Source organism: Microbacterium sp. BG28 (assembly GCF_034044005.1).
GTDB lineage: Bacteria > Actinomycetota > Actinomycetes > Actinomycetales > Microbacteriaceae > Microbacterium.
On the sequence record NZ_JAXCHA010000003.1, the window covers coordinates 347,597 to 368,412 of the forward strand.

General features: G+C 69.5%; 19 protein-coding genes and 1 tRNA gene. 9 read left to right on the top strand and 11 right to left on the bottom strand.

Annotated features, from left to right (window positions below):
• Positions 1-168: 168 nt before the first annotated feature.
• A complete protein-coding gene (gene pgm, locus SK224_RS12775) occupies positions 169-1,812 on the bottom strand; it encodes a phosphoglucomutase (alpha-D-glucose-1,6-bisphosphate-dependent) (protein WP_320435049.1) in 1,644 nt (547 codons plus the stop codon).
• A gap of 97 nt (positions 1,813-1,909) precedes the next feature.
• Here pgm and SK224_RS12780 point away from each other — a divergent pair, with 97 nt between their 5' ends.
• The gene (locus SK224_RS12780; RefSeq protein WP_320435050.1) at positions 1,910-2,557 is read left to right on the top strand and encodes a response regulator transcription factor; all 648 of its coding nucleotides are present in this window, start codon (positions 1,910-1,912) and stop codon (positions 2,555-2,557) included.
• Positions 2,550-4,694: a sensor histidine kinase gene (locus SK224_RS12785; RefSeq protein ID WP_320435051.1), complete on the top strand. Its 2,145-nt coding sequence runs from the start codon at positions 2,550-2,552 to the stop codon at positions 4,692-4,694. The genes SK224_RS12780 and SK224_RS12785 overlap by 8 nt, the downstream gene beginning before the upstream one ends.
• Here SK224_RS12785 and SK224_RS12790 read toward each other — a convergent pair.
• Together SK224_RS12790 and SK224_RS12795 are read right to left on the bottom strand one after the other, a co-directional pair.
• Positions 4,658-6,202, bottom strand: coding sequence for a chitinase (locus SK224_RS12790; RefSeq protein WP_320435052.1), 1,545 nt, complete (start codon positions 6,200-6,202; stop codon positions 4,658-4,660). The two genes, SK224_RS12785 and SK224_RS12790, sit on opposite strands and share 37 nt — an antisense overlap.
• Positions 6,199-8,430: a glycosyltransferase family 2 protein gene (locus SK224_RS12795; RefSeq protein ID WP_320435053.1), complete on the bottom strand. Its 2,232-nt coding sequence runs from the start codon at positions 8,428-8,430 to the stop codon at positions 6,199-6,201. Before SK224_RS12795 ends, SK224_RS12790 begins: the two co-directional genes overlap by 4 nt.
• 206 nt (positions 8,431-8,636) lie before the next feature.
• Here SK224_RS12795 and pheA point away from each other — a divergent pair, with 206 nt between their 5' ends.
• Positions 8,637-9,590 (top strand): prephenate dehydratase, encoded by a 954-nt coding sequence (pheA, locus tag SK224_RS12800; protein ID WP_320435054.1) that lies wholly within the window; start codon positions 8,637-8,639, stop codon positions 9,588-9,590.
• Between the two features lie 10 nt (positions 9,591-9,600).
• On the opposite strand, the gene SK224_RS12805 is transcribed toward pheA, so the two are convergent.
• The 4 genes from SK224_RS12805 to SK224_RS12820 are packed head-to-tail and all read right to left on the bottom strand — an operon-like array spanning position 9,601 to position 13,741.
• Positions 9,601-10,680, bottom strand: coding sequence for an LLM class flavin-dependent oxidoreductase (locus SK224_RS12805; RefSeq protein WP_413816791.1), 1,080 nt, complete (start codon positions 10,678-10,680; stop codon positions 9,601-9,603).
• 27 nt (positions 10,681-10,707) lie between these two features.
• The gene (locus SK224_RS12810) at positions 10,708-11,325 is read right to left on the bottom strand and encodes a hypothetical protein (RefSeq protein WP_320435056.1); all 618 of its coding nucleotides are present in this window, start codon (positions 11,323-11,325) and stop codon (positions 10,708-10,710) included.
• A 22-nt stretch (positions 11,326-11,347) separates the two neighbouring features.
• Positions 11,348-12,694 (bottom strand): deoxyribodipyrimidine photo-lyase, encoded by a 1,347-nt coding sequence (locus SK224_RS12815; protein WP_320435057.1) that lies wholly within the window; start codon positions 12,692-12,694, stop codon positions 11,348-11,350.
• A 48-nt stretch (positions 12,695-12,742) separates the two neighbouring features.
• A complete protein-coding gene (locus SK224_RS12820; protein WP_320435058.1) occupies positions 12,743-13,741 on the bottom strand; it encodes a diacylglycerol/lipid kinase family protein in 999 nt (332 codons plus the stop codon).
• Positions 13,742-13,954: 213 nt separating this feature from the next.
• Here SK224_RS12820 and serS point away from each other — a divergent pair, with 213 nt between their 5' ends.
• From serS to SK224_RS12835, 3 genes are all read left to right on the top strand, one after another.
• On the top strand, positions 13,955-15,220 hold the full coding sequence (serS, locus tag SK224_RS12825) for a serine--tRNA ligase (RefSeq protein WP_320435059.1): 1,266 nt from the start codon (positions 13,955-13,957) through the stop codon (positions 15,218-15,220).
• Complete coding sequence (locus SK224_RS12830) at positions 15,217-16,116, top strand: HAD-IIB family hydrolase (RefSeq protein WP_320435060.1); 900 nt, start codon at positions 15,217-15,219, stop codon at positions 16,114-16,116. The genes serS and SK224_RS12830 overlap by 4 nt, the downstream gene beginning before the upstream one ends.
• Before the next feature lie 55 nt (positions 16,117-16,171).
• Positions 16,172-16,256 (top strand) — tRNA-Ser (locus SK224_RS12835).
• 382 nt (positions 16,257-16,638) lie between these two features.
• Here the strand turns inward: SK224_RS12835 and SK224_RS12840 are convergent.
• Positions 16,639-17,538, bottom strand: a complete 900-nt coding sequence (locus tag SK224_RS12840) for an esterase/lipase family protein (protein WP_320435061.1) — start codon at positions 17,536-17,538, stop codon at positions 16,639-16,641.
• Positions 17,531-17,734, bottom strand: a complete 204-nt coding sequence (locus SK224_RS12845) for a hypothetical protein (protein WP_320435062.1) — start codon at positions 17,732-17,734, stop codon at positions 17,531-17,533. The genes SK224_RS12840 and SK224_RS12845 overlap by 8 nt, the downstream gene beginning before the upstream one ends.
• Positions 17,735-17,854: 120 nt before the next feature.
• Here SK224_RS12845 and SK224_RS12850 point away from each other — a divergent pair, with 120 nt between their 5' ends.
• From SK224_RS12850 to SK224_RS12860, 3 genes are all read left to right on the top strand, one after another.
• Complete coding sequence (locus SK224_RS12850) at positions 17,855-18,328, top strand: Lsr2 family protein (protein ID WP_320435063.1); 474 nt, start codon at positions 17,855-17,857, stop codon at positions 18,326-18,328.
• A gap of 190 nt (positions 18,329-18,518) precedes the next feature.
• Positions 18,519-18,701: a hypothetical protein gene (locus SK224_RS12855; protein ID WP_320435064.1), complete on the top strand. Its 183-nt coding sequence runs from the start codon at positions 18,519-18,521 to the stop codon at positions 18,699-18,701.
• 44 nt (positions 18,702-18,745) lie between these two features.
• Positions 18,746-19,105: a hypothetical protein gene (locus tag SK224_RS12860; RefSeq protein WP_320435065.1), complete on the top strand. Its 360-nt coding sequence runs from the start codon at positions 18,746-18,748 to the stop codon at positions 19,103-19,105.
• A 308-nt stretch (positions 19,106-19,413) separates the two neighbouring features.
• Here the strand turns inward: SK224_RS12860 and SK224_RS12865 are convergent, their stop codons facing one another.
• On the bottom strand, positions 19,414-19,809 hold the full coding sequence (locus tag SK224_RS12865; protein WP_320435066.1) for a nuclear transport factor 2 family protein: 396 nt from the start codon (positions 19,807-19,809) through the stop codon (positions 19,414-19,416).
• Entirely contained in the window at positions 19,806-20,795 is a 990-nt protein-coding gene (locus tag SK224_RS12870) for an acetamidase/formamidase family protein (RefSeq protein WP_320435067.1), read from the bottom strand. The genes SK224_RS12865 and SK224_RS12870 overlap by 4 nt, the downstream gene beginning before the upstream one ends.
• Positions 20,796-20,816 lie beyond the last annotated feature (21 nt).

Below are 20,816 nucleotides of genomic sequence, written 5' to 3' on the forward strand. Positions count from 1 at the left end.
AGTCGAACACCGGCTCCGCCCCCTTCTTCGCGCCCACCAAACGCCCCACTGACCGCGAGACTGCATCTTCGGCACGAGATCACTGTGTTTACCCGTGATCTCGTGAAGGAAATGCAGTCTCGCGAAGAGGAGGGGGCGAGCCCCGGATGCGGGAGGCCCCGCCGAGGCTCAGGCGCCGGAGAGGGCCTCGGACACGACGGCGCGGGCCTCGTCCTGCACGTCGTGCAGGTGGGCTTCACCGCGCAGCGATTCCGCATAGAGCTTGTAGACGTCCTCGGTACCGGACGGGCGTGCGGCGAACCACGCGTCCGCCGTCACCACCTTGAGGCCGCCGATCGCCGCTCCGTTGCCGGGGGCGTGCGAGAGCTTGGCGGTGATGGGCTCGCCGGCGAGCTCGGTGGCGGTGACCGCATCCGGCGACAGCTTCGCGAGCGCCGCCTTCTGCTCCGGGGTCGCCGGGGCGTCGACGCGCTGGTACACGGATGCGCCGTAGGTGTCTTCGAGCTCCGCGTAGCGCTGCGAGGGGGTCTTACCGGTCACCGCGAGGATCTCCGCGGCGAGCAGGCACAGCAGGATGCCGTCCTTGTCGGTGGTCCAGACCGTGCCGTCCTGGCGGAGGAAGGATGCGCCGGCGGACTCCTCGCCGCCGAAAGCGACCGATCCGTCCAGCAGCCCGGGGACGAACCACTTGAAGCCGACGGGAACCTCGTAGAGCGTGCGGCCGAGAGCCTCGACGACGCGGTCGATGATCATCGACGACACCAGGGTCTTGCCCACGGCGGCCTCGGCCGGCCAGCCGGGCCGGTGCGAGAACAGGTAGTCGATCGCGACCGCGAGATAGTGGTTCGGGTTCATCAGCCCCGCATCGGGGGTGACGATGCCGTGGCGATCCGCGTCCGCGTCGTTCCCGGTGAGGATGTCGTACTCGTCGCGACGGGCGACGAGCGCCGCCATGGCGTTGGGTGAAGACGGATCCATGCGGATCTTCTCGTCCCAGTCGAGGGTCATGAACTTCCACGTCGGGTCGACGTCGGGGTTCACGACGGTGAGGTCGAGACCGTAGTGCTCGGCGATCAGCGCCCAGTAATCCACCGAGGCGCCGCCCAGCGGGTCGGCGCCGATGCGGATGCCCGCCCTCTTGATCGCCTCGATGTCGATGATCGCGTCGAGGTCGCGCACGTACACCTCGCGGAAGTCGTACTGGGCGAGGGTGTCGCCGTCGATGTCGGCGTAGGGGGTGCGCTTCACGCCCGTCAGGCCCGCCGCGATGAGCTCGTTGGCGCGGTCGGCGATCCACGAGGTCGCGTCGGTGTCGGCGGGGCCTCCGTGGGGCGGGTTGTACTTGAAGCCGCCGTCGCGCGGCGGGTTGTGCGACGGCGTCACGACGATGCCGTCCGCACGCCCCGCGTCGTCGGCGGTGCGATCACGGTTGTAGGTGAGGATCGCGTGGCTGAGCGCCGGGGTGGGAACCCACGAGTCTCGGGCGTCGACGCGAACGTCCACGCCGTTGGCGACGAGCACCTCGATGGCCGTGCGCTCGGCCGGCAGCGACAGACCATGGGTGTCGCGGCCGAGGAAGAGCGGTCCGGTGATGCCCTGGTCCGCTCGGTAGTCGACGATCGCCTGGGTGGTGGCGAGGATGTGGTTCTCGTTGAAGCTGGTCGACAGGCTCGATCCGCGGTGTCCGCTCGTGCCGAACACGACCCGCTGCGCGGGCACCGAGGCGTCGGGCTTCAGGTCGTAGTAGGCGGCGATCAACTCGTCGATGTCGATCAGATCAGAAGGCTCAGCAGGCTGTCCGGCACGGCTCATGCCCCTAGTCTGCCGTGCTGAGCGGTTCACCGTCACTTTCACGTCGGAAGGGACGGTGTGCGGGATACTCAACTCGTTCGTGATCGGGAGGGACGACATGGCGGAAGCGGTCCGGATCGCCGTCGTCGACGATCATGAGCTCGTCGGCGTCGCGGTGCGCAGCATGGTCGATTCCTCCCCGGATCTCGTGTTCGCACGCCATGCCCTCAGCGTCGCCCAGCTCATCGTCCGCATGCGTGACGCCGATCTCGTGCTCCTGGATCTGAGCCTGCGTGACGGCACGGACCCCGCGGAGAACGTCGGGCGAATCAGGGAGTGGGGAGCCGAGGTGCTCGTGCTGACCTCCGGCGAGGATCCGTTCCTCGTACGAGCGGCCTCGCGCGCGGAGGTGCTCGGAGTCGTGCGCAAGTCCGTGCCACAGGCGGCGCTCGCCGCCGCGGTGCTCGCCGCGGGGCGGGGCGAGCACGTGCCCACGACCGAGTGGGCGTCCGCGCTCGATACGGATCCGCTCATGGATGCGGCTCCGCTGAGCGCGCGTGAGCGGGAGGTGCTCGCACTGTACGCATCGGGGATGGGGGCACGTGATGTCGCCCGCCGATTGTTTATCTCTGAGAACACCGTCAACGATCACCTGCGCCGCATCCGTGCGGTATACCACCAGCTCGGCCGCCGCGCGGCGACGAAGGTGGAGCTGTACCAACGCGGGGTCGAGGACGGCTACGTGCCCGCTCCCCGCCGTGGCTGAGTTCGGCGTCGGCGAACGGTCGGCGCGGCGGATCCTGATGGCCTCCGCGGCGCCGCTGATCGTGGTCGTGGCCGCGGTCAACGTCGCCCTTCAGTGGCAGGCGCCCACGACGGCCTTCCCCGCCTGGTACGGCGCCGCGGCGTGGTCGTCGGCGGGTGCGACGTTCGTGACCGGTGTGCTCGCGCACTGGCTCCCCGATATCCTGCTGCGCTGCGGAGCGGCGACGGCAGTGGCCGGATACGGCGTCGTCCTCGTCGGGTTCCCCGTGGCTGCGCCCGCGGGTCTTGACCGCATGCCGTGGTTGCTGACCGCCACCGGTGCCGCGGTCGCCGCCGCGCTCGTGGCGGGCGGCCCTCGTCTCGCCTGGACGGTCACCGCGGCGGGTGCGACCGGTGGGGTGGCTTACCGCATCCTCTACGGCGGGCTGGATCTGGACGGCATCGCGAACGACGCACACGCGCTGCTGACCTCCGCCATGATCTGCGTGATCGGCGGACACGTTCTCTCGATCGGCCGTGGGCTGGACGCGGCGGCGGCAGACACGGCTGCCGCCGCGTCGCGCGAGGCGACCGAGCGCGGCCGCCTCGCCGCGCGCACCCGGGCGGCCGCCCTCGTGCACGACGAAGTCCTGGCCACGCTGGCTCTCGCCGCATCCGATCTCCCCCTTCCGAGAGGCCGCCTCGCCGAACAGGCGGATGCGGCCTCCCGGATGGTCGTGCAGCTCGCCGACGAGCGATCGGGGGAGCCGCAGTCGCTCGCCGCCGCGCTCGCGGAGATCGCGCAGCAGGCGGGCGCGACATTCTCGCTGCCCGACGGCGACGTCGCGCATCTGGGCGACGTCGCATCCGAGGCGCTGATCGGCGCGACCCGGCAGGCGCTGGGCAACAGCGTGCGTCATGCGACAGCCGCGGCCCGCCATCTGGTGCTCGCCCGCGAGGGAGACCTCGTGCGCGTCGAGGTCAGCGATGACGGACCGGGGTTCGACCCCGACAGGATCGCGGACGACAGGCTTGGCATCCGCCAGAGCATCATCGGTCGCATGGCGCGGGTGGACGGCGGTCGGGCGCGGGTGATCTCGGCACCGGGGCGCGGCACGACCGTGGTGCTGGAGTGCACGGCACCTGCCGCCCGTGAGTGGGACGCATCGGGGGACGAGCGGGCACTGCGCCGGGGCATCGGTGTCGTCGTCGCGGCGTTCGTGGTGCTGCAGAGCGCTTGCGTCGCGATGGCCGCGGCGATCGAGCCGTCGACGGCGGTGTGGCAGATCCTGCTCCTCGTGCTCGTCTTCGTCGCGGGCGCGACGCTGCGTCGGTCTCCGACGCGTAAGCCCGCGCCGCGGCGCGCCGCCACGGTGGTCGCGCTCTCGTTGCTCGGCGCCCTGGTCGGGGTGAGCGTGGTGCCCTACGCGTACGGCACGCTGTGGTTCGCCGTCGCCTATGCCTTCCTCTTCGTCGCGTTGGCATTGCGGGGCAGCATCCCTCTCGCCGTCGGGGCCACCGTGATCACCATCATCGTGCTCATCGGCGCCGGTGTGCTCCGCGAGGCGCCGGCCGGCCAGATCGTGCTGGTGGCCATGCGGCCGGTGACGCTGGTGGCGGTGGCCGCGTTCCTCCTGGTGGTCGTCGACCGGATGAGAAGACGCATCACAGCGCTGCACGCCGAGGCAGTGGCATCGGCCGAGCGTCAGAGCTGGTCGCTCGCCGCACGGATCGAGCTCGCCGCACGCGTCTCCGAGCTGGCGCAGGGCGTGCTGCCCGCGCTGCGCGACATCGCGGGCGGCGCACCCCCCTCGGCCGCGGCCCGTCGCTCGTACGCCACTCTCGAGGGGGAACTGCGCGACAGCCTGCGTGCCGGATCCCTCGCACGCGAACCCCTCGTGAGCGCCGTCGCTGCTGCGCGTGAGCGAGGCGTGGACGTCGTGCTGCTCGACGACAGCTCTGGAGACGTGGGGGAGGACGATCTGGCCCCGCTCGTCACATGGATGACGGCGGCCGTGCGTACCGCGAGGTCGTCGGCCGTGGGCAGGCTGCTCCCGCCCGGCCGCCCCGGACGCGCGTCGATGACGATCGATGGCCGACTCACGATCTACGACCGCGTCGATCAGGGGCCGTCGGTCAGCAGCTTCCAGGGCGAGTAGTCGTGATCGAGCACGGCGCGCGCCGGGCTCTGGCCCTGCGACCACCATCGCGCTTCATAACCGGCACCGTCGAGCATCACCCGATCGCCCTGGTTGTACAGGGTGGTCGGTGACCAATCCGGATAGGTGCCGGCGGGCAGTTGCGGCAGGGTGAAGGGTTCATCCCCGCTCAGGACCGGGCCGATGTAGGTCCAGGCCGACCCGTTGGCGTCGAGGGTGGGGTCGTCTGGTTGCGCGCCGCCTTCGTTCCACCACTTCGCCATATAGACGGAGCCCTTCCACACCACGCTCACGCCGGCCGAGTAGAACGCCTCCGAAGACCAGACCGGGTAGGGGCTCGTCGACGGGTCGTCGGCGATGACCTCGGCCTCATCGGCGGGCGCCGAGACGCCGGACGGTGCGCCGTCATAGCCCGACGACAGGATCGTCGCGAAACTCTCCCCGCCCTGCTCGATTCCGCTGCAGGAGGGGGACACGACATCCAGGTGCGGGTAGTTGCTCCCGCAGGTGCGGTCGCGATTGAGTGACCACATCGACACGCGGGCCATGCCCTGCGCAGAAGCGAACTCCTGCAATGCCCGCGCATCGTCGAGAGTGAAGACCTCCCCTGGCACGTCGTTCCTGCCGATCATGGGGGTCGCGCCCATCAGAGCCCAGACCCCACCGACCGGCAGGGCGAGATCGCGCGCGTCCCAGGTGCGTGAGAGCTGATCGGCGACGGCTCGGAGCGCATCGATGCTCAGGGCGGACATCGAATCGGCGGCACCGTCGGCGCCGTAGTTCATCGTCATCGCGTTGACGCCCGACAGATGCACGCCCGCATCCAACAGCTCGACGATCTGCGCGAGGCCCTGTCCGGTCAGGCCGTTCGGTGCCACGGGCAGCGTCAGCCAGACATCGAGCGACCCGCCCGCGTCCTGCCGCTCCTGCTGCAGGCGTGCGACGGCCTGGGCTCGGCGCGCGGCCGCCTCCGCATCCTCGAGATCGTCGCCCTCGATGTCGAGATCCATCACGTCGATCCCGTATCGGTCCATGACGGTGCGGTAGGCATCCGTGAGATCGGTCACCGTGGCACAGGCCCCAGCCAGCTCGGTGTTGATCGCGCCGCCGAACGACACCGAGAGGGGCCGGCCTTCGCGGCGCATCCGTTCCACGCGGCGGTCCAGTTGGAACAGCGTGGATGCCGCATCCAGGCTGTACGTCTTGCCCCAGGTGGGTGTGCACTCGCCGTCGTCGGCGGCGACGACGAAGGCGAGCGCGACGCCACCGGGCGCGGTGCCGAGCGCGCTTCGCGCGAGTTCCTCGCCGGTCTCGATCGTGACGTCGTAGTAGCTGGCGAACCAGCGCTGGCTCATCGGCGTCCCCGGGATCTGAGGCGGAAGCTGCGGCAGCACGACGGCGGCCACAGCCGAGGCCGACACGATGGCGAAGGCCGCGACACTCACCAGGAGCCGCGTCAGTGAGAGGCGTCGCCCCGCGAAGCGGGAGCGGATGCGTGTCCGCGTCATCGCACGGCCCCGCTCGTCGTCAGCGGGCCGTCGTCGAGGACCGAGACCCATCGGGCGGCGTGAGCGGGCGCCGGGGATGAAGCGGGGCGTGCTTCCACCCAGATCCACTCGAGCCATCCGAACCACAGATCCGAGAGCGCGGCGCGCACCCCGACGAGGGCGCAGAGCGCCCACAGTGCGGCGGCGGCCGTGAAGGCGGCGAACGCTGTCGTGCCCCAGGCCTGGGACATTCCCGCCCGCACGGCGACCACTGCCGCGCCGATGATGAGGACGATCGGTGCGAGGACCAACAGTGCGGGGGCGACCGTGCGGGTCGCCACCTTGGGAGTGCGCACGAAACGGGCCTTGCGACCCGTGAACAGTTGCGCGAGCGAGGCCGCTGTGCCTGCCAGGTTCACGGGCAGAAGCAGGAGATTCAGGCCGTACACTCCGACGATGTCGCGGCGTCGATAACCGATCGCTCGAAGATCGGAGGCCATTTCGATGAAGTAAGGCGCCGCGATCAGCAGAAGCAAGAGGGTCACGAGCTGGCCGTCCATCGGGTACAACGTGAGCACCGCGAGCAGTCCCAGGGTGACCCAGGTGATAGAGCCGAGGTAGTTGGTTCGCAGCAGGATCTCGGCGAGTCGCGGGGGGTGACCGGCGCGTCTCCGGCGCAGCCAGAGCTCACGCAGCGCGGGCAGGATCAGCAACCCGCCGTTCGCCCATCGGCGGCGTTGGATCACGAGCGCGCCGAAGTCCGGGGGAGTGGCGCTATAACTGAGCCGCTCGGGATAGTTCAGCAGCGTCCACCCGTGCGCGGCGATGTCGATGCTGGACTCGGTGTCCTCGATCACCGTGCGATCCGAGATGAAGCGCACGATGATCGAGCCGTCCTCGTTGGTCTCGCGGCGGATGTCCTCCAGTGCCCGCCAGCGCAGCACGGCATTGGCGCCCACCCAGAATGTCGCGCCGAAGGCCGTCATGCCCTGATGGACGATGTGCTGCAGGTCGGTGGTGGCTCCTGCGAGGCGCTCGAGGCGGGTCGGAGCGCCCCGATAGGCGGAGTACGGTGTCTGCGCGACCGCGACCCGCGCGTTCTCCGGCTGTTCCAGGTTGTCGACGAGTCGCAGGCAGTACTCCGGCAAGAGCATGGAGTCGGCATCCAGTGTGAGTACGTAGTCGGTGGGCGGAATCTCGAGCACGCCGTCGTCCGCAGGCCCGTCGTATCGTTCCAGCGTCAGACCACCTGCGACCGCCGTCTCGCGGTAGCGGCCGCCGATGAGCCCGAGATAGCTGTTGAGGTTCATCGCCTTGTTGGGGGTGTGCGACAGCGAGGCATAGCGCTTGCGTTCGAACGTGGTGGCATCGACGCGGAAGATACGCACGAGTCGATCCATCACCTGCGCGGCGCGCGCGTGCGGAAGCGGCTCTGCGTCGTTCTCTGCCGCGTCCATGAGAGCGGATGCGGTCGCCTCCAGGTCGGAGGCGAGCGCGCGGAGAACCTGATCGGCGAAGAACTTCTCGACGTGGGTGCGCGTCGCGGCGGCATCCGCTTTCGCGCGCAGCCATCGAGCGGCAGCCGCGTGCTCACGCATCACGATCTCCATCGCGTCGGCGGAGGTGGTCGCCGCGGCCAGGGCGGCTGCCGCCGCCGCGGTGCGTTCGCGTATCGGTGCGAGCTCGGCCATGAGCTCTTCGGTCAGAGCGCGGCTGCGGCGCAGCATCTCGCGGTCTGCGGAGCGGGTGGGTGCGGGATCGTCATCGAGCAGGAGCACGACGCGCAGGCGCGGGAACTCCTGCAGAGCGACCGACCACAGCGACATGCGCACGAGGTCCGGGTCCTCCGATCTCGAAGGCAGGAGTGCGGTGAGCGTCACCTCCTCGCCGGCGAATCGGGCGTCGAGGTCGACGCGTCGTGCGCGGCGGTGCGCGGCGAAGCGCGGCAACGCGCCGGCCCGAGCCAACAGATACAAACCGGCCGAGAGTGTCAGCAGGGTCACGGACACGAGGAAGATGAGCGTCGCGAGCAGCTGTCCCGCATCCGTCACCGCGCCGCCGCGCGAGAGGGTGACCACCACGGTGAGCAGGTAGAGCGCCCACACCACCGCGGTGATCGTCACCGCGAGCCGCGCGCGAGCGATGCGTGCGGGGGAGGGGATGGCGTGCAGCGCCGGCTGGGGGGTGGTGTCGCGGTCGGTGCCGCGCTGACGGCGGGGGACCGCAGCGACGGCGTCGTCGGTGCTCATGGCGGGTCGTTCCCTTCGGGGCACGGTGCGTTCACGGGTCGGGATCCCGTGAGCGGGATGCGGGCGCCGATCGTGGCGCCCGTGTCCCGGCGGACCATTGTGTCGAGCCTGTCGCGCGTGCCGGGGCGCAGGAACCACCGATTCTGGTGGATTTGCCATCGGCACGGTGACGGCATCGAGTCGGGCGCGGTCTAGGCTGAGTGCCCGTGAGCACCGCACCCGTCGTCCGTCGTACCTACAGCTATCTGGGTCCGGCAGGCACCTTTACGGAAGCGGCCCTCGCGCAGGTGCCCGAAGCGCGCGGTCAGATCTGGCGTTCGGTGCGCAATGTGGGCGAGGCGCTCGCGGACGTCGTCGAGGGGCGATCGGATGCGGCGATGATCGCGATCGAGAACTCGGTCGACGGCGGCGTCTCCACGGCGCAGGACGCGCTGGCCACGATGCCGGGACTGCGCATCATCGGCGAGTACCTCGTACCGGTCAGCTTCGTGCTCGTCGGCCGTCCCGGGCAGCGTCTCGAAGACGTCTCGCTCGTGGCCGCGCACCCCGTCGCCTACGCGCAGTGCCTGCAGTGGCTGAGTCGTGAGCTTCCCGCTCACGCGCACCTGCCCGCATCCAGCAACGTCGCGGCCGCCCTCGGCCTGCTCGACGGGACCAGCGACGCGGATGCGGCCATCGCCCCTCCCGGGATCCTGGAGCACCACGAGCTCGATCTGCTCGCCGAAGGCGTCGGTGACAAGAAGGACGCCGTCACCCGCTTCGTGCTCGTGGCCCGCACCGTGGCGCCGCCGGCGCCCACCGGAGCCGACAAGACCTCGCTGATCGTGGAGTTGCCGGAGGAGTACCCCGGCGCGCTCATGGAGATGCTGGAGCAGTTCGCGACCCGCGGGATCAACCTGTCGCTGCTGGCGTCGCGTCCGATCGGCGACGCCCTCGGTCGCTACCGTTTCGTGATCGACGCCGACGGCCACGTGCTCGACGAACGGGTCGCCGACGCCCTCATGGGACTGCGGCGTTTCAGCCCGAAGGTGATCTTCCTCGGCTCGTACCCGCGGGCCGACCGCGCGATCAACCGGTATCCGCAGCGCTACTCGGACGACGTGTTCGTCGAGGCCCGCGACTGGCTGCGCGCTCTCGTCAGCGGCGAGCCCGAGGCCTGACCCGCCCGCCTCAGGCGGCGAGCAGCGGCGTCAGCAGTTCCAGCGTCTGAACGCGCCCGCCCGCGGCGTCCAGGGGCTCGGCGTCGTAGGCGCCGGCGACGGGGGAGACCATGATCTCGTCCACGCCGTAGCGCTTCGAGAACGCGCGGAGGGCATCCGCGGCCTGCTCCGGCGCGCCGACGAACCATGTGCGTCGGGCGTTGTCGATGATGTGCGCGCCGAGGTTGTCTTGCGCCTCTGCATCCCGCGCCTGCTCGACGGTCTCCATCGGTACGAGCGGGCGTCCGGACCGGATACGGGACATCATGCGCACCTGCGGCAGCGCACGCTCCCACGCCTCGGCCTCCGTCGGCGCGACGACCGCGTTGGCCGTCACGAAGGTGCGCGGGCTCGGGTGGGCTTCGGAAGGCTGGTACTGGTCGCGGTAGAGCGTCAGGGCGCGCTCGAGCCCGTCGCCGGCGAAGTGGTTCGCGAAGACGTAGGGCAGGCCGGATGCGGCGGCCAGCTGCGCGGAGTAGTCGCTCGATCCGAGCAGCCACACTTCGGGGAGGGTCGTCGCGGCCGGCGTCGCGTGCACGCTGTAGGTGTCGCCGGAGGTGAAGCGCACCGTGGCGCCCGCGTCGCTCGTGAGCGAGAGGATGTCGGAGATGTGCTGCGGGAACTGCTCCACATCGCTCGTGGTGCCGCTGCGGCGCAGCAGCTGCGTGATGACCGGGTCGCTGCCGGGGGCTCGGCCGATGCCGAGGTCGATGCGACCGGGCGCCAGCGCCTCGAGCGCGGCGAACTGCTCGGCCACGATGAGCGGCGAGTGGTTGGGAAGCATCACGCCGCCCGAGCCGACCCGCATCCGCTTCGTCCGTGCCGCAGCGGCCGCGATGAGCACGGGCGGGCTGGTCGATGCCACCGCGGGCATGTTGTGGTGCTCGGCGAACCAGTAGCGACCGACACCCAGCTCATCGGCACGCTCGGCGAGGTCGAGCGACGCGGCGACAGCCTGGGCGCTGGTCTGGCCGGTGCGCACGGGAACGAGGTCGAGGACGGAAACGGTGATGCTCATCGCAGAGGGCAACCCCGATGCGGGTCCCCGCATTCCGCGGCGCGCCGGAGATGGCCCGTGTCAGGGCTTCCAGGTGACGGGCTGCCCCGCGTAGGGGTGCTCCTCGTCGGGGAAGGTGTCATTGCGGCTGGTGCCGTTGAACTCCACTCCGCCCAGGTCGGGTCCCGTCGTCAGGGCCACCCAGCATTCCAGGGCGGTGCCGTCCTTCGGCTCCGGAAGAGAGAGCCCGCACGCGTCCGCGTCGCCCATCCCGACGTTTCCGATGTCGTTGGCGAGCCACCCGGCGAACGAGCCGTCCGCCTCGATCGGGATGAGCGGCACGCTGCGCGTCGTGCTGTCGTACTCGCTCACCGGTGTCCACGTGTACTGCACCACGATCGCGAACGGATGCCGGCTGCTCAGCTCCGCCTTGTCCATGTAGCCGTCGATGCTCTCGGGATCCAGAGGATCCATCGAGAGCACCGTCGCGCCCACGAGCTCCGTGTCGTCGCTGGCGCCGGGTACCTTCACCCAGGCGGTGTCGCCGACCGACAGTGTCGTGCCGGGTGCGGTCGCTTCCGCCGGGGCGTCGCCGACCTCGACGGGGGAGACGTCGGGGGCGGCAGCCGCGCACCCGGCGAGTGCGAGTGCGGCGGCGGCGGCGAGCGGCAGCAGGAGTCGGCGGGTGGTTCGGAGCATGTCGGTGTCCTTTCAGGAGCGCTCAACGCGCGGCGGCTTTGACGTTCTCGTACGCGTCCAGCGCGCGCTTGCGCGATGCCCCCAAGTCGACGAGAGGGTCCAGGGATGCGGAATCCGGGGCCCACTGCGAGACGTACAGTCCATCCTTGTCGAACTTCTCTGCTTGGGTCCGGGGGTTGAAAATCCGGAAGTACGGTGCTGCGTCGGCGCCTGAACCCGCCACCCATTGCCAGTTGAAGGGGTTGGAGGCCGCATCCGCGTCGACGAGGGTGTCCCAGAACCACTGCTCGCCGTGGCGCCAGTCGATCATGAGGTTCTTGATCAGATACGAGGCGGTGACCATGCGCACGCGGTTGTGCATGATTCCGGTGTGCCAGAGTTCGCGCATGCCCGCGTCCACGAGGGGAACGCCCGTGCGTCCCCGTTGCCACGCCTCGAGCTGCGAGGGCTGCAGCCGGGGCCACGGGAAGGCGTCGAAGGCCGAACGCAGGTTCTTCCGGGCGAGATCGGGGAAGTGGAACAGGGTGTGCCACGCGAACTCGCGCCAGCCGAGCTCGGAGAGGAAGCGTCCCGCATCCGCGCCGGTCGCGAGGGTGTCATGCCAGACGGTGAACGGACTCAGCTCGCCCCAGCGCAGGCGCGGCGACAGCTGGGAGGTGACGCCGGCTGCGGGCTCGTCGCGCGCCGTGCCGTACCCCGGAAGATCGTCCTGCAGGAAGCGGCTGAGGCGCGCCCGGGCGGCAGGCTCTCCCGGCTCCCACATCTCGCGCAGGCCCCCGGACCAGTCGGGGCGCGTCGGCAGCAGTTCCCAGTCCTCGAGGGCATCGGATGCGGGGGGCCTGTCGACCCCCGCGATCTCGCGCGGCTCGGGCAGCGGCGCTCGTGGCGCGGGCAGATGCAGGCACGCACGCCAGAACGGGGTGAACACGGAGAAGTGGGTGTCGGAGCCGGTGCGCACCGTCCACGGCTCGAACAGGAGCGAGGCCTGGAACGAACGCACCTCGAGCCCACCGTCGCGCAGGCTCCGTTTGAGGCCGGCGTCGATCTCGCGTTCCGGGGCGCCGTAGCGGCGGTTCCAGAAGACGGCACCGGCGCCCGCATCCGAGACCAGCTCGGGCAGGACGGAGGCGGCGGCGCCCCGGCGGAGCACCAGAGTGCCGCCGCGTTCGCGCAGGCGCTCGCCGAGGGAGGCGAGCGTGTGGTGCAACCACCAGCGGGCCGCGCCGCCGAGCGCGCGGAGGCCGGGCGACTCCTCGTCCAGCAGGTACACGCCCACGACCGGCTCGTCGCGCTCGATCGCCGCCCGCAGGGCCGGGTTGTCGGCCAGGCGCAGATCGTCGCGGAACCAGACGAGGGTGGGGCTGCTCACCCGACCATCCTTGCGAACGCGATCGAATCGGCGTCGAAGGGTTGACAGTCAGAGCCGGCTGAGGTCGTGCCCGGCCGGCACGGTCACACGCAGCGCGGCCGCGTCGATGCGGCTCACGATCCGCACCGCCTCGCCGAACTCGTCGCCGTCGAGCTGCACCGGATGCGGCTCGGCCGCGGCGACTTCCATCGTGCGCCCGCGCATGTAGCGCACGGCGTTGTCGCTGGTGCGCAGTTGCAGCACACGGCGGCCGGCGCGGAATCGGCGCAGCACGCTGTTGTCCCAGGCGACGCGCCGCCAGACGAACAGCCACCCCCACCAGGCTTTCGGCTGGAACAGGACGACGTCCATCGTGCCGTCGGTCACCGAGGCCTCCGGGATGAGGGAGAGTCCCGCCGGCAGTGACCCGCAGTTGGCGTAGAGGACGCTCTGCACGCGGGCCGAGTGCAGACGCTGATCGCCCACCTGGTAGACGATGCGGAACGGCGCCGCCCCTACCAAGGAACGTGCCGCCCCGTCGACGTAGGCGACCCAGCCGACGCTCTTCTTCAGCGACGGGCGGGTGTTGGCGATCATCGCCGCATCCAATCCGATACCACCCATCACCACGTACGCGTGGGTCTGTGTCGTTCCGTCGACGCGGTGCAGCTCGGCGAAGCCGACGTCGATCAGCGCCGTCTCGCCGGTGAAGGCCGTCGTGATCACGCGGTCGGGATCGTCCAGCGGAAGCCGCAGGTTGCGCGCGAGGAGGTTCCCGGTGCCGCTGGGCACGATCGTCAGGGGCACACCCGTGTGCGCGAGGGCCTCGGCGACCGCGCGCACCGTGCCGTCGCCGCCGGCGACGAGCACCGCATCCGCTCCCTGCGCGAGGGCTGTGCGCGTCTGACCCTGACCGAGGTCGTCGGGGGTCGTCTCGAAGAAGAGCGGCGCCCCCCATCCGGAGGCCACCGCGGCATGCAGGACCTGCGCCCGCAGGCGACGGACGTCGACCTTCACGGGGTTGTAGACCAGAGCCGCGCGCCGAACGGCGGCAGCATCCGAGGTCATGCTCACAGAGTAGGGCCGCGTGCGGGCCGGCACTGCCGGAGACTGTCTCCTCCGCATGTCCCACTTGCCGCAGGTTTCGGGCGGTCTCCGCATCCGTGTCCCACTTGCCGCAGTTTCTGGGGTCGATTTCTGCCGGAAGTGGGACATGCATTGCGGGAAGTGGGACACCGCGGGCGGAATCCGGGGCGCACACACCACGTCTAGACTTCACGGGTGATCGATCTGGCCCTCCTTCGCGATAACCCCGACCTCGTCAAGCGCTCTCAGCAAGCCCGCGGCGAATCCGCCGAGACGGTGGATGCGGCGCTCGCCGCAGATCGTGATCGACGCTCGGCCATCACGACGTTCGAAGAGCTGCGCGCCGCGCAGAACGCGCACGGCAAGCGGGTGGCCGCCGCTCCCAAGGAGGAGAAGGCCGCGCTCGTCGCCGAGGCGAAGGATCTGAGCGCCCGGGTCAAGGCCGCGCAGGCCGCCGTGACCCAGGCGGAAGAGGCCGCCGCCGATGCTCTGGCGAAGATCGAGAACATCGTCATCGAGGGTGTGCCCGTCGGCGGCGAGGACGACTTCGTGACGCTGCGCACGCACGGCGAGATCCCATCGTTCGATTTCGCCCCGCGCGACCACCTCGAGATCGGCGAGCTGCTCGGCGCGATCGACATGGAGCGGGGAACCAAGGTCTCCGGCAGTCGCTTCTACTTCCTCACCGGTGTCGGTGCGCGTCTCGAGATCGCGCTGATGAACCTCGCGCTCGATCGTGCCCTGCAGGCCGGGTTCACGCCCATCATCCCGCCGACGCTCGTGCGCCCCGAGGTCATGCGCGGCACCGGATTCCTCGGCAAGCACGCCGCAGAGGTGTACCACCTCGACGACGAGGACCTCTATCTCGTGGGAACGAGCGAAGTGCCTCTGGCCGGCTACCACATGGACGAGATCCTCGACCTCGGCCGCGGCCCGAAGCGCTACGCGGGTTGGTCCACCTGCTACCGCAGCGAGGCGGGCTCGTACGGCAAGGACACCCGCGGCATCATCCGCGTGCACCAGTTCAACAAGCTCGAGATGTTCGTCTACGTCGACCCGGCGGAGGCCGAGGCCGAGCACCTTCGTCTCGTCGGGATGCAGGAGCGGATGCTGCAGGATCTCGGCCTGTCCTACCGCGTCATCGATGTGGCCGCGGGGGATCTCGGCTCGTCCGCGGCGCGCAAGTACGACATCGAGGCGTGGGTCCCCACCCAGGGTGCGTACCGCGAGCTCACGAGCACGAGCAACTGCACGACCTACCAGGCCCGGCGCCTGTCGATCCGGTACCGCGCGGACGAGGGCAAGACCCAGCCGGTCGCGACGCTGAACGGCACGCTCGCGACCACGCGCTGGATCGTGGCTCTTCTCGAGACGCATCAGCGTGCCGACGGCTCGGTCACCGTGCCGGAGGTGCTGCGTCCGTTCCTCGGCGGCCTCGAGGTTCTGGAGCCGATCGCGTGAGCGAGGCGCGGCTGCCGGAGACCGGAGGGATCGAGATCGAGACGCCGGCGGAGGCCGCCGCTCTCGTCGAGCAGATCGCGTCCGCCCACGCGGGCGGCATGCTCATCGTGCTCGACATCGATGGCACGGTGTTGCTGGAGGATGAGTCGCCGAGCCCCGGCATCATCGAGGCCGTGGCGGATGCGCGACGCTCCGGGCACGAGGTGATGCTCGCGACGGGGCGCAGCTGGGAGGCGACGCGCGGCATCCAGGAGCTGCTGCAGATCGCGCCGGACTACGCCGTGTGCTCGAACGGCGCCGTGATCATGGCGCGCGTGGGTGAGGCGGATCCCGCATCCCTCGTCTACGAACGCAGGCACGTCGAGACGTTCGATGCAGCGGAGGTGCTGACGCTGTTGCGCGAGCACCTGCCCGACGCGCATTACCTTGTCGAGTTGCCCGACGGGCGTCGCGAGTACACCGACTACATGGACGACTGGAACCTCGACCGCGCGTCGAAGGTGACGTTCGAGGAACTCGCGCGCCAGCCGGTGACGCGCGTCGTCGTGGTCTCTCCGGAGCACGACGAGGCCGACTTCGTCGAACTCGTCGATCGGGTGGGTCTCAATCAGGTGTCGTATGCCGTCGGCTGGACGGCGTGGCTCGACATCGCCCCGAAGGGCGTTGACAAGGGCACCGCGCTCGCGCTCGTGCGCGACTGGCTCGATGTGGCGCCCGAGAATGTGCTCGTCATGGGCGACGGCCGCAACGACGTCGGCATGTTCGCGTGGGCGAGGCAGCACGGCGGCCGTGCGGTCGCGATGGGGCAGGGGCCGCAGGAGGTGCAGGATGCGGCGGGCGAGGTCACCGCATCCGTGCTCGACGGCGGCGTCGCCGAGGTGCTGCGCCGCCTCTGAGCCGTCACCGCGTCGACTAGACTCGGCCCGTTCGGCGCGTGCGTTGTGCGCGTCGGGAGGGTTGTCCGAGCGGCCGAAGGACCCGGTCTTGAAAACCGGTGGGCAGCAATGTCCCGTGGGTTCGAATCCCACACCCTCCGCAACGAAGGAGCGCGGGCCCCGTAGAGGTCCGCGCTCCTTCGTTATGACGAGTTGAGCGGGTTCGAACGGAGTGGGGCCCACGCCGCCCGAGGCTCCGCGCGACGAGCAGCGGCGCGTGGAGGGGCGGTGGGGAGAATCCCACACCCTCCGTCCTGCAAGAGAGAGCGGCCCCCGTGGGGGTCGCTCTCTCTTGCATTTCCGGTTGAGCAGGTTTCCAATCCCATTTCGGGCGCGGGGCGCGATCCGGACTTTCGGGGCATGGTTATTGCGCTGAAAAGCTCCGCGACGTGGTGCGCGTCACGGCAATTCTCATAAGGCGTCGGTGCTCGTGAGGATGGGGCACTCCGCAACCGCGCGGCTGAGCCGTAACGACCGGAACGTTCACCTGCCGTCGAGAGCCTCGCTGACGTAAGCGTGGACGTCCGGGTTCCAGGTAAGTGCGCGTTCCCAAGGCAATTCGAAGGCGTCGGCGAAGAAGATGCTGTGGACATCGTCATCAAAGCTCTGGCGGGCGATGGTCGGTGCGACCTCGTGTGGAACGTGCTCCGCTCGTGCGCTCTCCAGTGAAACCAGCCCATCGTGCGGCCAGAGCTGCCGTGGGTCGGCAGCGTCGTGAAAGTGTGCACCGCCGATCGCCGTCACGCGCACCTGGTCGAGCACACCCGGCTGTGCCTGGTTCCAGTTGCGCAGGAACCGCCGTGAGACCTGTTCCGCGGCGCCCTGCGAGTTCGCGGCCGCGTAGGCGTGGGAGCGTTGAAGGATCTGCGTCGTCGGCTCGTCGCCGTGGGCGTCGCCCAGAGTGATCTCACCGTCGATGACGTCCCCGAGAAGCGAACCGTCCCACGGCGTGCCGAGCGTGACGAGCCTCGACACGATCGGGCCGTTGCCCTGCAGTTCGCGCAGCGCCGCGCGCGAGAACAAACCACCCATGGAGTGCGCCACCAGGTCGAGGGATGTCACGCCGTGAGCCTCAGCAAGCCACCGTACAAAGGCGGCGAGCGCAACTCCCGCCGCATCGATCGTGCCGACCGCGTTGATCGTCAATTGCGCGGGCAGCACGATCGGCACGTCGGAGAACCCCTGCCAGCCCGAATCCTCGCGAGCCTCGCCCACGCCTATCCGGGCGGGGGCGGTGAAGACCCTGGCACCCGCATCGAGAAGATGCCGGCGCAGCGCGGTCAGCGTGTTGCCTGCCGGCAGCCCTTCTGCGGCGTGATGGTCGACGTCGGTGTAGGGCGTCACTGCTGCACCACCGGATACGAGGACGACAGTGTCAGCCATGACGCACGCTCCTTGCCTGAGGTACTTCGTGATCGTCGCCGTGCCGGTGGTTGACGCGGCGGGCGGACACCACGCCGTCCTTGTTCACGGACCGCGCGACGGTGATGCCCACGATGCGAGCGGTCGGGTTGTCGATCGCAATCGAGTCGGCGGTTGTCTCGCCCTCCCGCGCACGGAACGTGACAGAGCGGTTCATGACCTCAGCGTACTGACGCGACGGTGTGGTGATGAAGCCCGAGTCGGTCACCGTGGGAACTCCCCTCCGCGACGTCACGGCCGCGACCCGATACCGCACCGGCAATCGCCGCATATCCACGTGGGGATTGAATCATTCCCCTATCGCAGCTCGAAAGATGACGGTGAGAGTCCGGGAAGCGGCGGGAAAGCATGCCATGAGAATTCCGGCGCGAACGTCGCGGAAAGGCAAAAGGTTGATGTGCCATACTCCCTGGCTATGGCCAAACAGCATTTCACCCGACTCATTGACGACCTCGATGGCGAAGTTCTCGAAGAGGGAAAGACGCTTCACTTCTCTCTCGAGGGGCGCTCGTACGAAATCGACCTCTCCGAGAAGAACGCCGAAAAGCTCCGCGAAGCTCTCGCGCCGTTCATCAAGGCGGGCCGCGCCATCGGCAGCGCATCGCGCACCACCGCCCGCGGCCGAACCGCGAAGAAGGACACGCGTGACCTCGGCGCTGTGCGCGAATGGGCCGCAGCGAACGGTCACGAAGTGAGCGCGCGCGGACGTGTTCCCGCCGCTGTTCTCGAGGCATACGACGCCGCGCACTGACCCGCGCGAGAGAAGCACCCGGCCTCGGCCCTTGCGGGTCGATGGCCGGGTGCATCTTCCACACGCAGCATCCGGATGCGGGTGGGAGCGCCTACCCCGCTTCCATGTCCGCGTACATCATCGATCCAGGAACGCCTCGCGCTGCGTCGACGTTGGTGGAGCAGTCGCCGCATGCCTCGACTGGCAGTCCGTGATCGATGCGGAGGAGATCGCCCGAGGGGCACGGCTGAAGCGCAGCCGCGTCGACGGCGTGTTCGCCGTCTCGGTCGATTCGGCTTCGACCGTCATCGACGGCGCATGGTGTCATCGCGAACTGCCGCTCGACCCCTCTCGTGTCGCCACCGAACACGCGCGTCTCGCGCGGGTGCGATAGCTCACGCCATCCGGGTAGTCCGCGCTCACCGATGGGCGGAGCGGTTGGCCGCCGATTTCACCGTCGGGCGGTTCTTCGCGAAAGTCGCCCGCAAGAAGAAGACGCGGTACTTCGTGACGAACCAGCGTGCGATCGTCCTCGACCCCGCGGGCATCCACCAGGCGGAGATCACTTCTCCGGGACGGGCGACGCGGATTCATCCTGACTCCACGCACATGGACGTCGTGTTCGGGCACGAGATCGGGCCCGTGGCGGCCTTTCGTAGCTCGGCATCTGGGCGTCGGTACGCGAACACGGGTCTCGACGGCCTCGCGGCGGCCGGCCCCGGGTTGCCCATCGCTTTCTACGATGTCGCCGATGTGGAAGGGCTCGAGGCTGCGCTGCACACCTTCGCGGGCACATGATCGGATGAGTGCCAGACGGCTCACATCTGCGGCGACGATCCGCGGGGGCGTGCTCGCTCGCGCGATTCTGCCCGCCTCCTGCAGCACACTCCGGCGCGGGGATGCGTTGTCGCCGGCCGTCGGATCGATCTCGGCGATGAGCGTGGCGTCCGAGTCATGGCCGGTGGGCGTCGCGCCGGCGAGCGCCATCTCGCGGGCGATGCGCGCCAGGTTGAAGATCCCTCACTAACCGATGATCTGGCCACCCATGGGGAGCCAGGCTTCCAGAGTGGCGTGGGAGAGGTCGATGTGGATGGCCGGTTCCTGCGTCATGGTGTCATCTCCACTCGTCTCTGTGTGAACAGCCAGGCGCCTTCGCGATTGACGAGGTGATGCTGCACCCGCGCGACGCCCGAGATCGTCCCCGTCGTCGGGTCGACCAGAAGCAGATGCGAGGTCGCGACCGCAGTACCCGGCGCGTCGCCCGCATCCGCGAAGGCGCCGGAGGTGAGGTGCACGGTGGAGGCGGGTTCGCGGGACCAGACCAGCGCGAGCTGCGCGCGGAGCGCGTCGGGGCCCGCCGCCTCGCCCTGATCTCCTGAAAGTGCCGCATCCGTCGTGAACAGGGCGAGGTAGGCCTCGGTGTCGCGCCTGCTGGCACAGTCGTCCGCCCGCGCGATCGCCTCGAGGATCAGGACGCGGTCGCGCGGCGATAGTGCCGTCATGCCCCGGCGAGCCAGGTCGCGACTCTGTCCCGGGTGTCTTCGGTGAAGACCGACTTCGGGATGACGGCATGCACGGCCCGAGGGGGGATCGAGCTGTACGCGGAGCCGGTCTGGTTCGAGAACTGGGTGATGCGGAAGCTCACGAGCATGCTGCACAGGGCGTATGCGTCTCGCTCCGTCAGCCCAGCCGCCGTGTGGAGCCAGCGGATACAGGAGCGCAGACAGGTCACAAGCGCGTCGTCGAGGTTGTCCGCGAAGCCGATCAGGGTCCACGCATCCGCTGTCTCCAGCAACGGGCCCTCCAGCGGCACACGCTTTCGGAGGCCGAGCTGCAGGGTGATGAGCTCTGCCGCCGTTTCGATGGCCGTCTGATCCACGACGCCGTCTCCCTGCGCGGCGTGGACGTCGCCGGTCCAGAGCCGCGCACCCTGCTTCGCCACAGGCAGGTAGAGCGAGGCGCCCACGGTGAAGTCTCGGAGCACGAGATTGCCGCCGTACGAGCCGGAGAGGATGGCGCTGGTGTGCGCTTCGCCGACGGGTTCGACTGCTACGACGCCCAGGAACGGACGCAGGGGGACGGTGACCCCGTCGACGAAGTCGGCGCGTGTCCGGTCCTCGGAGAAGCGGAAGTAGTGGACGTACGGTTCGGCGAAGTCGCTGGGAAGGGCGCCGACGCCCAGGGGAAACGAGTTCCAGCCCCAGTCGATCGTGCGCAACTGCTCGAGGGTGCAGCACACGACGTCGCCGGGTTCGGCATCCGCCACCTCGACAGGCCCGATCATCGAGTACGGCCCGTCCGGATACTTGTGACGCAGTGGCTCCCGGTCCGCGAAGGTCATTCCGTATACGGCTTCGTTGCCCCAATGCGTCCACGTGTTCGGATAGCTCACCGTGTCGCCGGAGAGCACCGTGGCCACAGCCGGAGCGGCCGGATCGAGGTAACCGGAGCGCACGGTGGATGCGGAGGAAGTGACCACATGATCCATGGCGGGGCTCCGTTTTCTGTC

Bases quoted from the DNA above. Each gene is read 5' to 3' on its own strand.
- SK224_RS12805 (WP_413816791.1), bottom strand. From the start codon at position 10,680: ATGCGGGGACCCGCATCGGGGTTGCCCTCTGCGATGAGCATCACCGTT.
- SK224_RS12870 (WP_320435067.1), bottom strand. From the start codon at position 20,795: ATGGATCATGTGGTCACTTCCTCCGCATCCACCGTGCGCTCCGGTTAC.
- SK224_RS12810 (WP_320435056.1), bottom strand. From the start codon at position 11,325: ATGCTCCGAACCACCCGCCGACTCCTGCTGCCGCTCGCCGCCGCCGCC.
- SK224_RS12820 (WP_320435058.1), bottom strand. From the start codon at position 13,741: ATGACCTCGGATGCTGCCGCCGTTCGGCGCGCGGCTCTGGTCTACAAC.
- SK224_RS12795 (WP_320435053.1), bottom strand. From the start codon at position 8,430: ATGAGCACCGACGACGCCGTCGCTGCGGTCCCCCGCCGTCAGCGCGGC.
- SK224_RS12845 (WP_320435062.1), bottom strand. From the start codon at position 17,734: ATGAACCGCTCTGTCACGTTCCGTGCGCGGGAGGGCGAGACAACCGCC.
- pgm (WP_320435049.1), bottom strand. From the start codon at position 1,812: ATGAGCCGTGCCGGACAGCCTGCTGAGCCTTCTGATCTGATCGACATC.
- SK224_RS12865 (WP_320435066.1), bottom strand. From the start codon at position 19,809: ATGACGGCACTATCGCCGCGCGACCGCGTCCTGATCCTCGAGGCGATC.
- SK224_RS12790 (WP_320435052.1), bottom strand. From the start codon at position 6,202: ATGACGCGGACACGCATCCGCTCCCGCTTCGCGGGGCGACGCCTCTCA.
- SK224_RS12840 (WP_320435061.1), bottom strand. From the start codon at position 17,538: ATGGCTGACACTGTCGTCCTCGTATCCGGTGGTGCAGCAGTGACGCCC.
- SK224_RS12780 (WP_320435050.1), top strand. From the start codon at position 1,910: ATGGCGGAAGCGGTCCGGATCGCCGTCGTCGACGATCATGAGCTCGTC.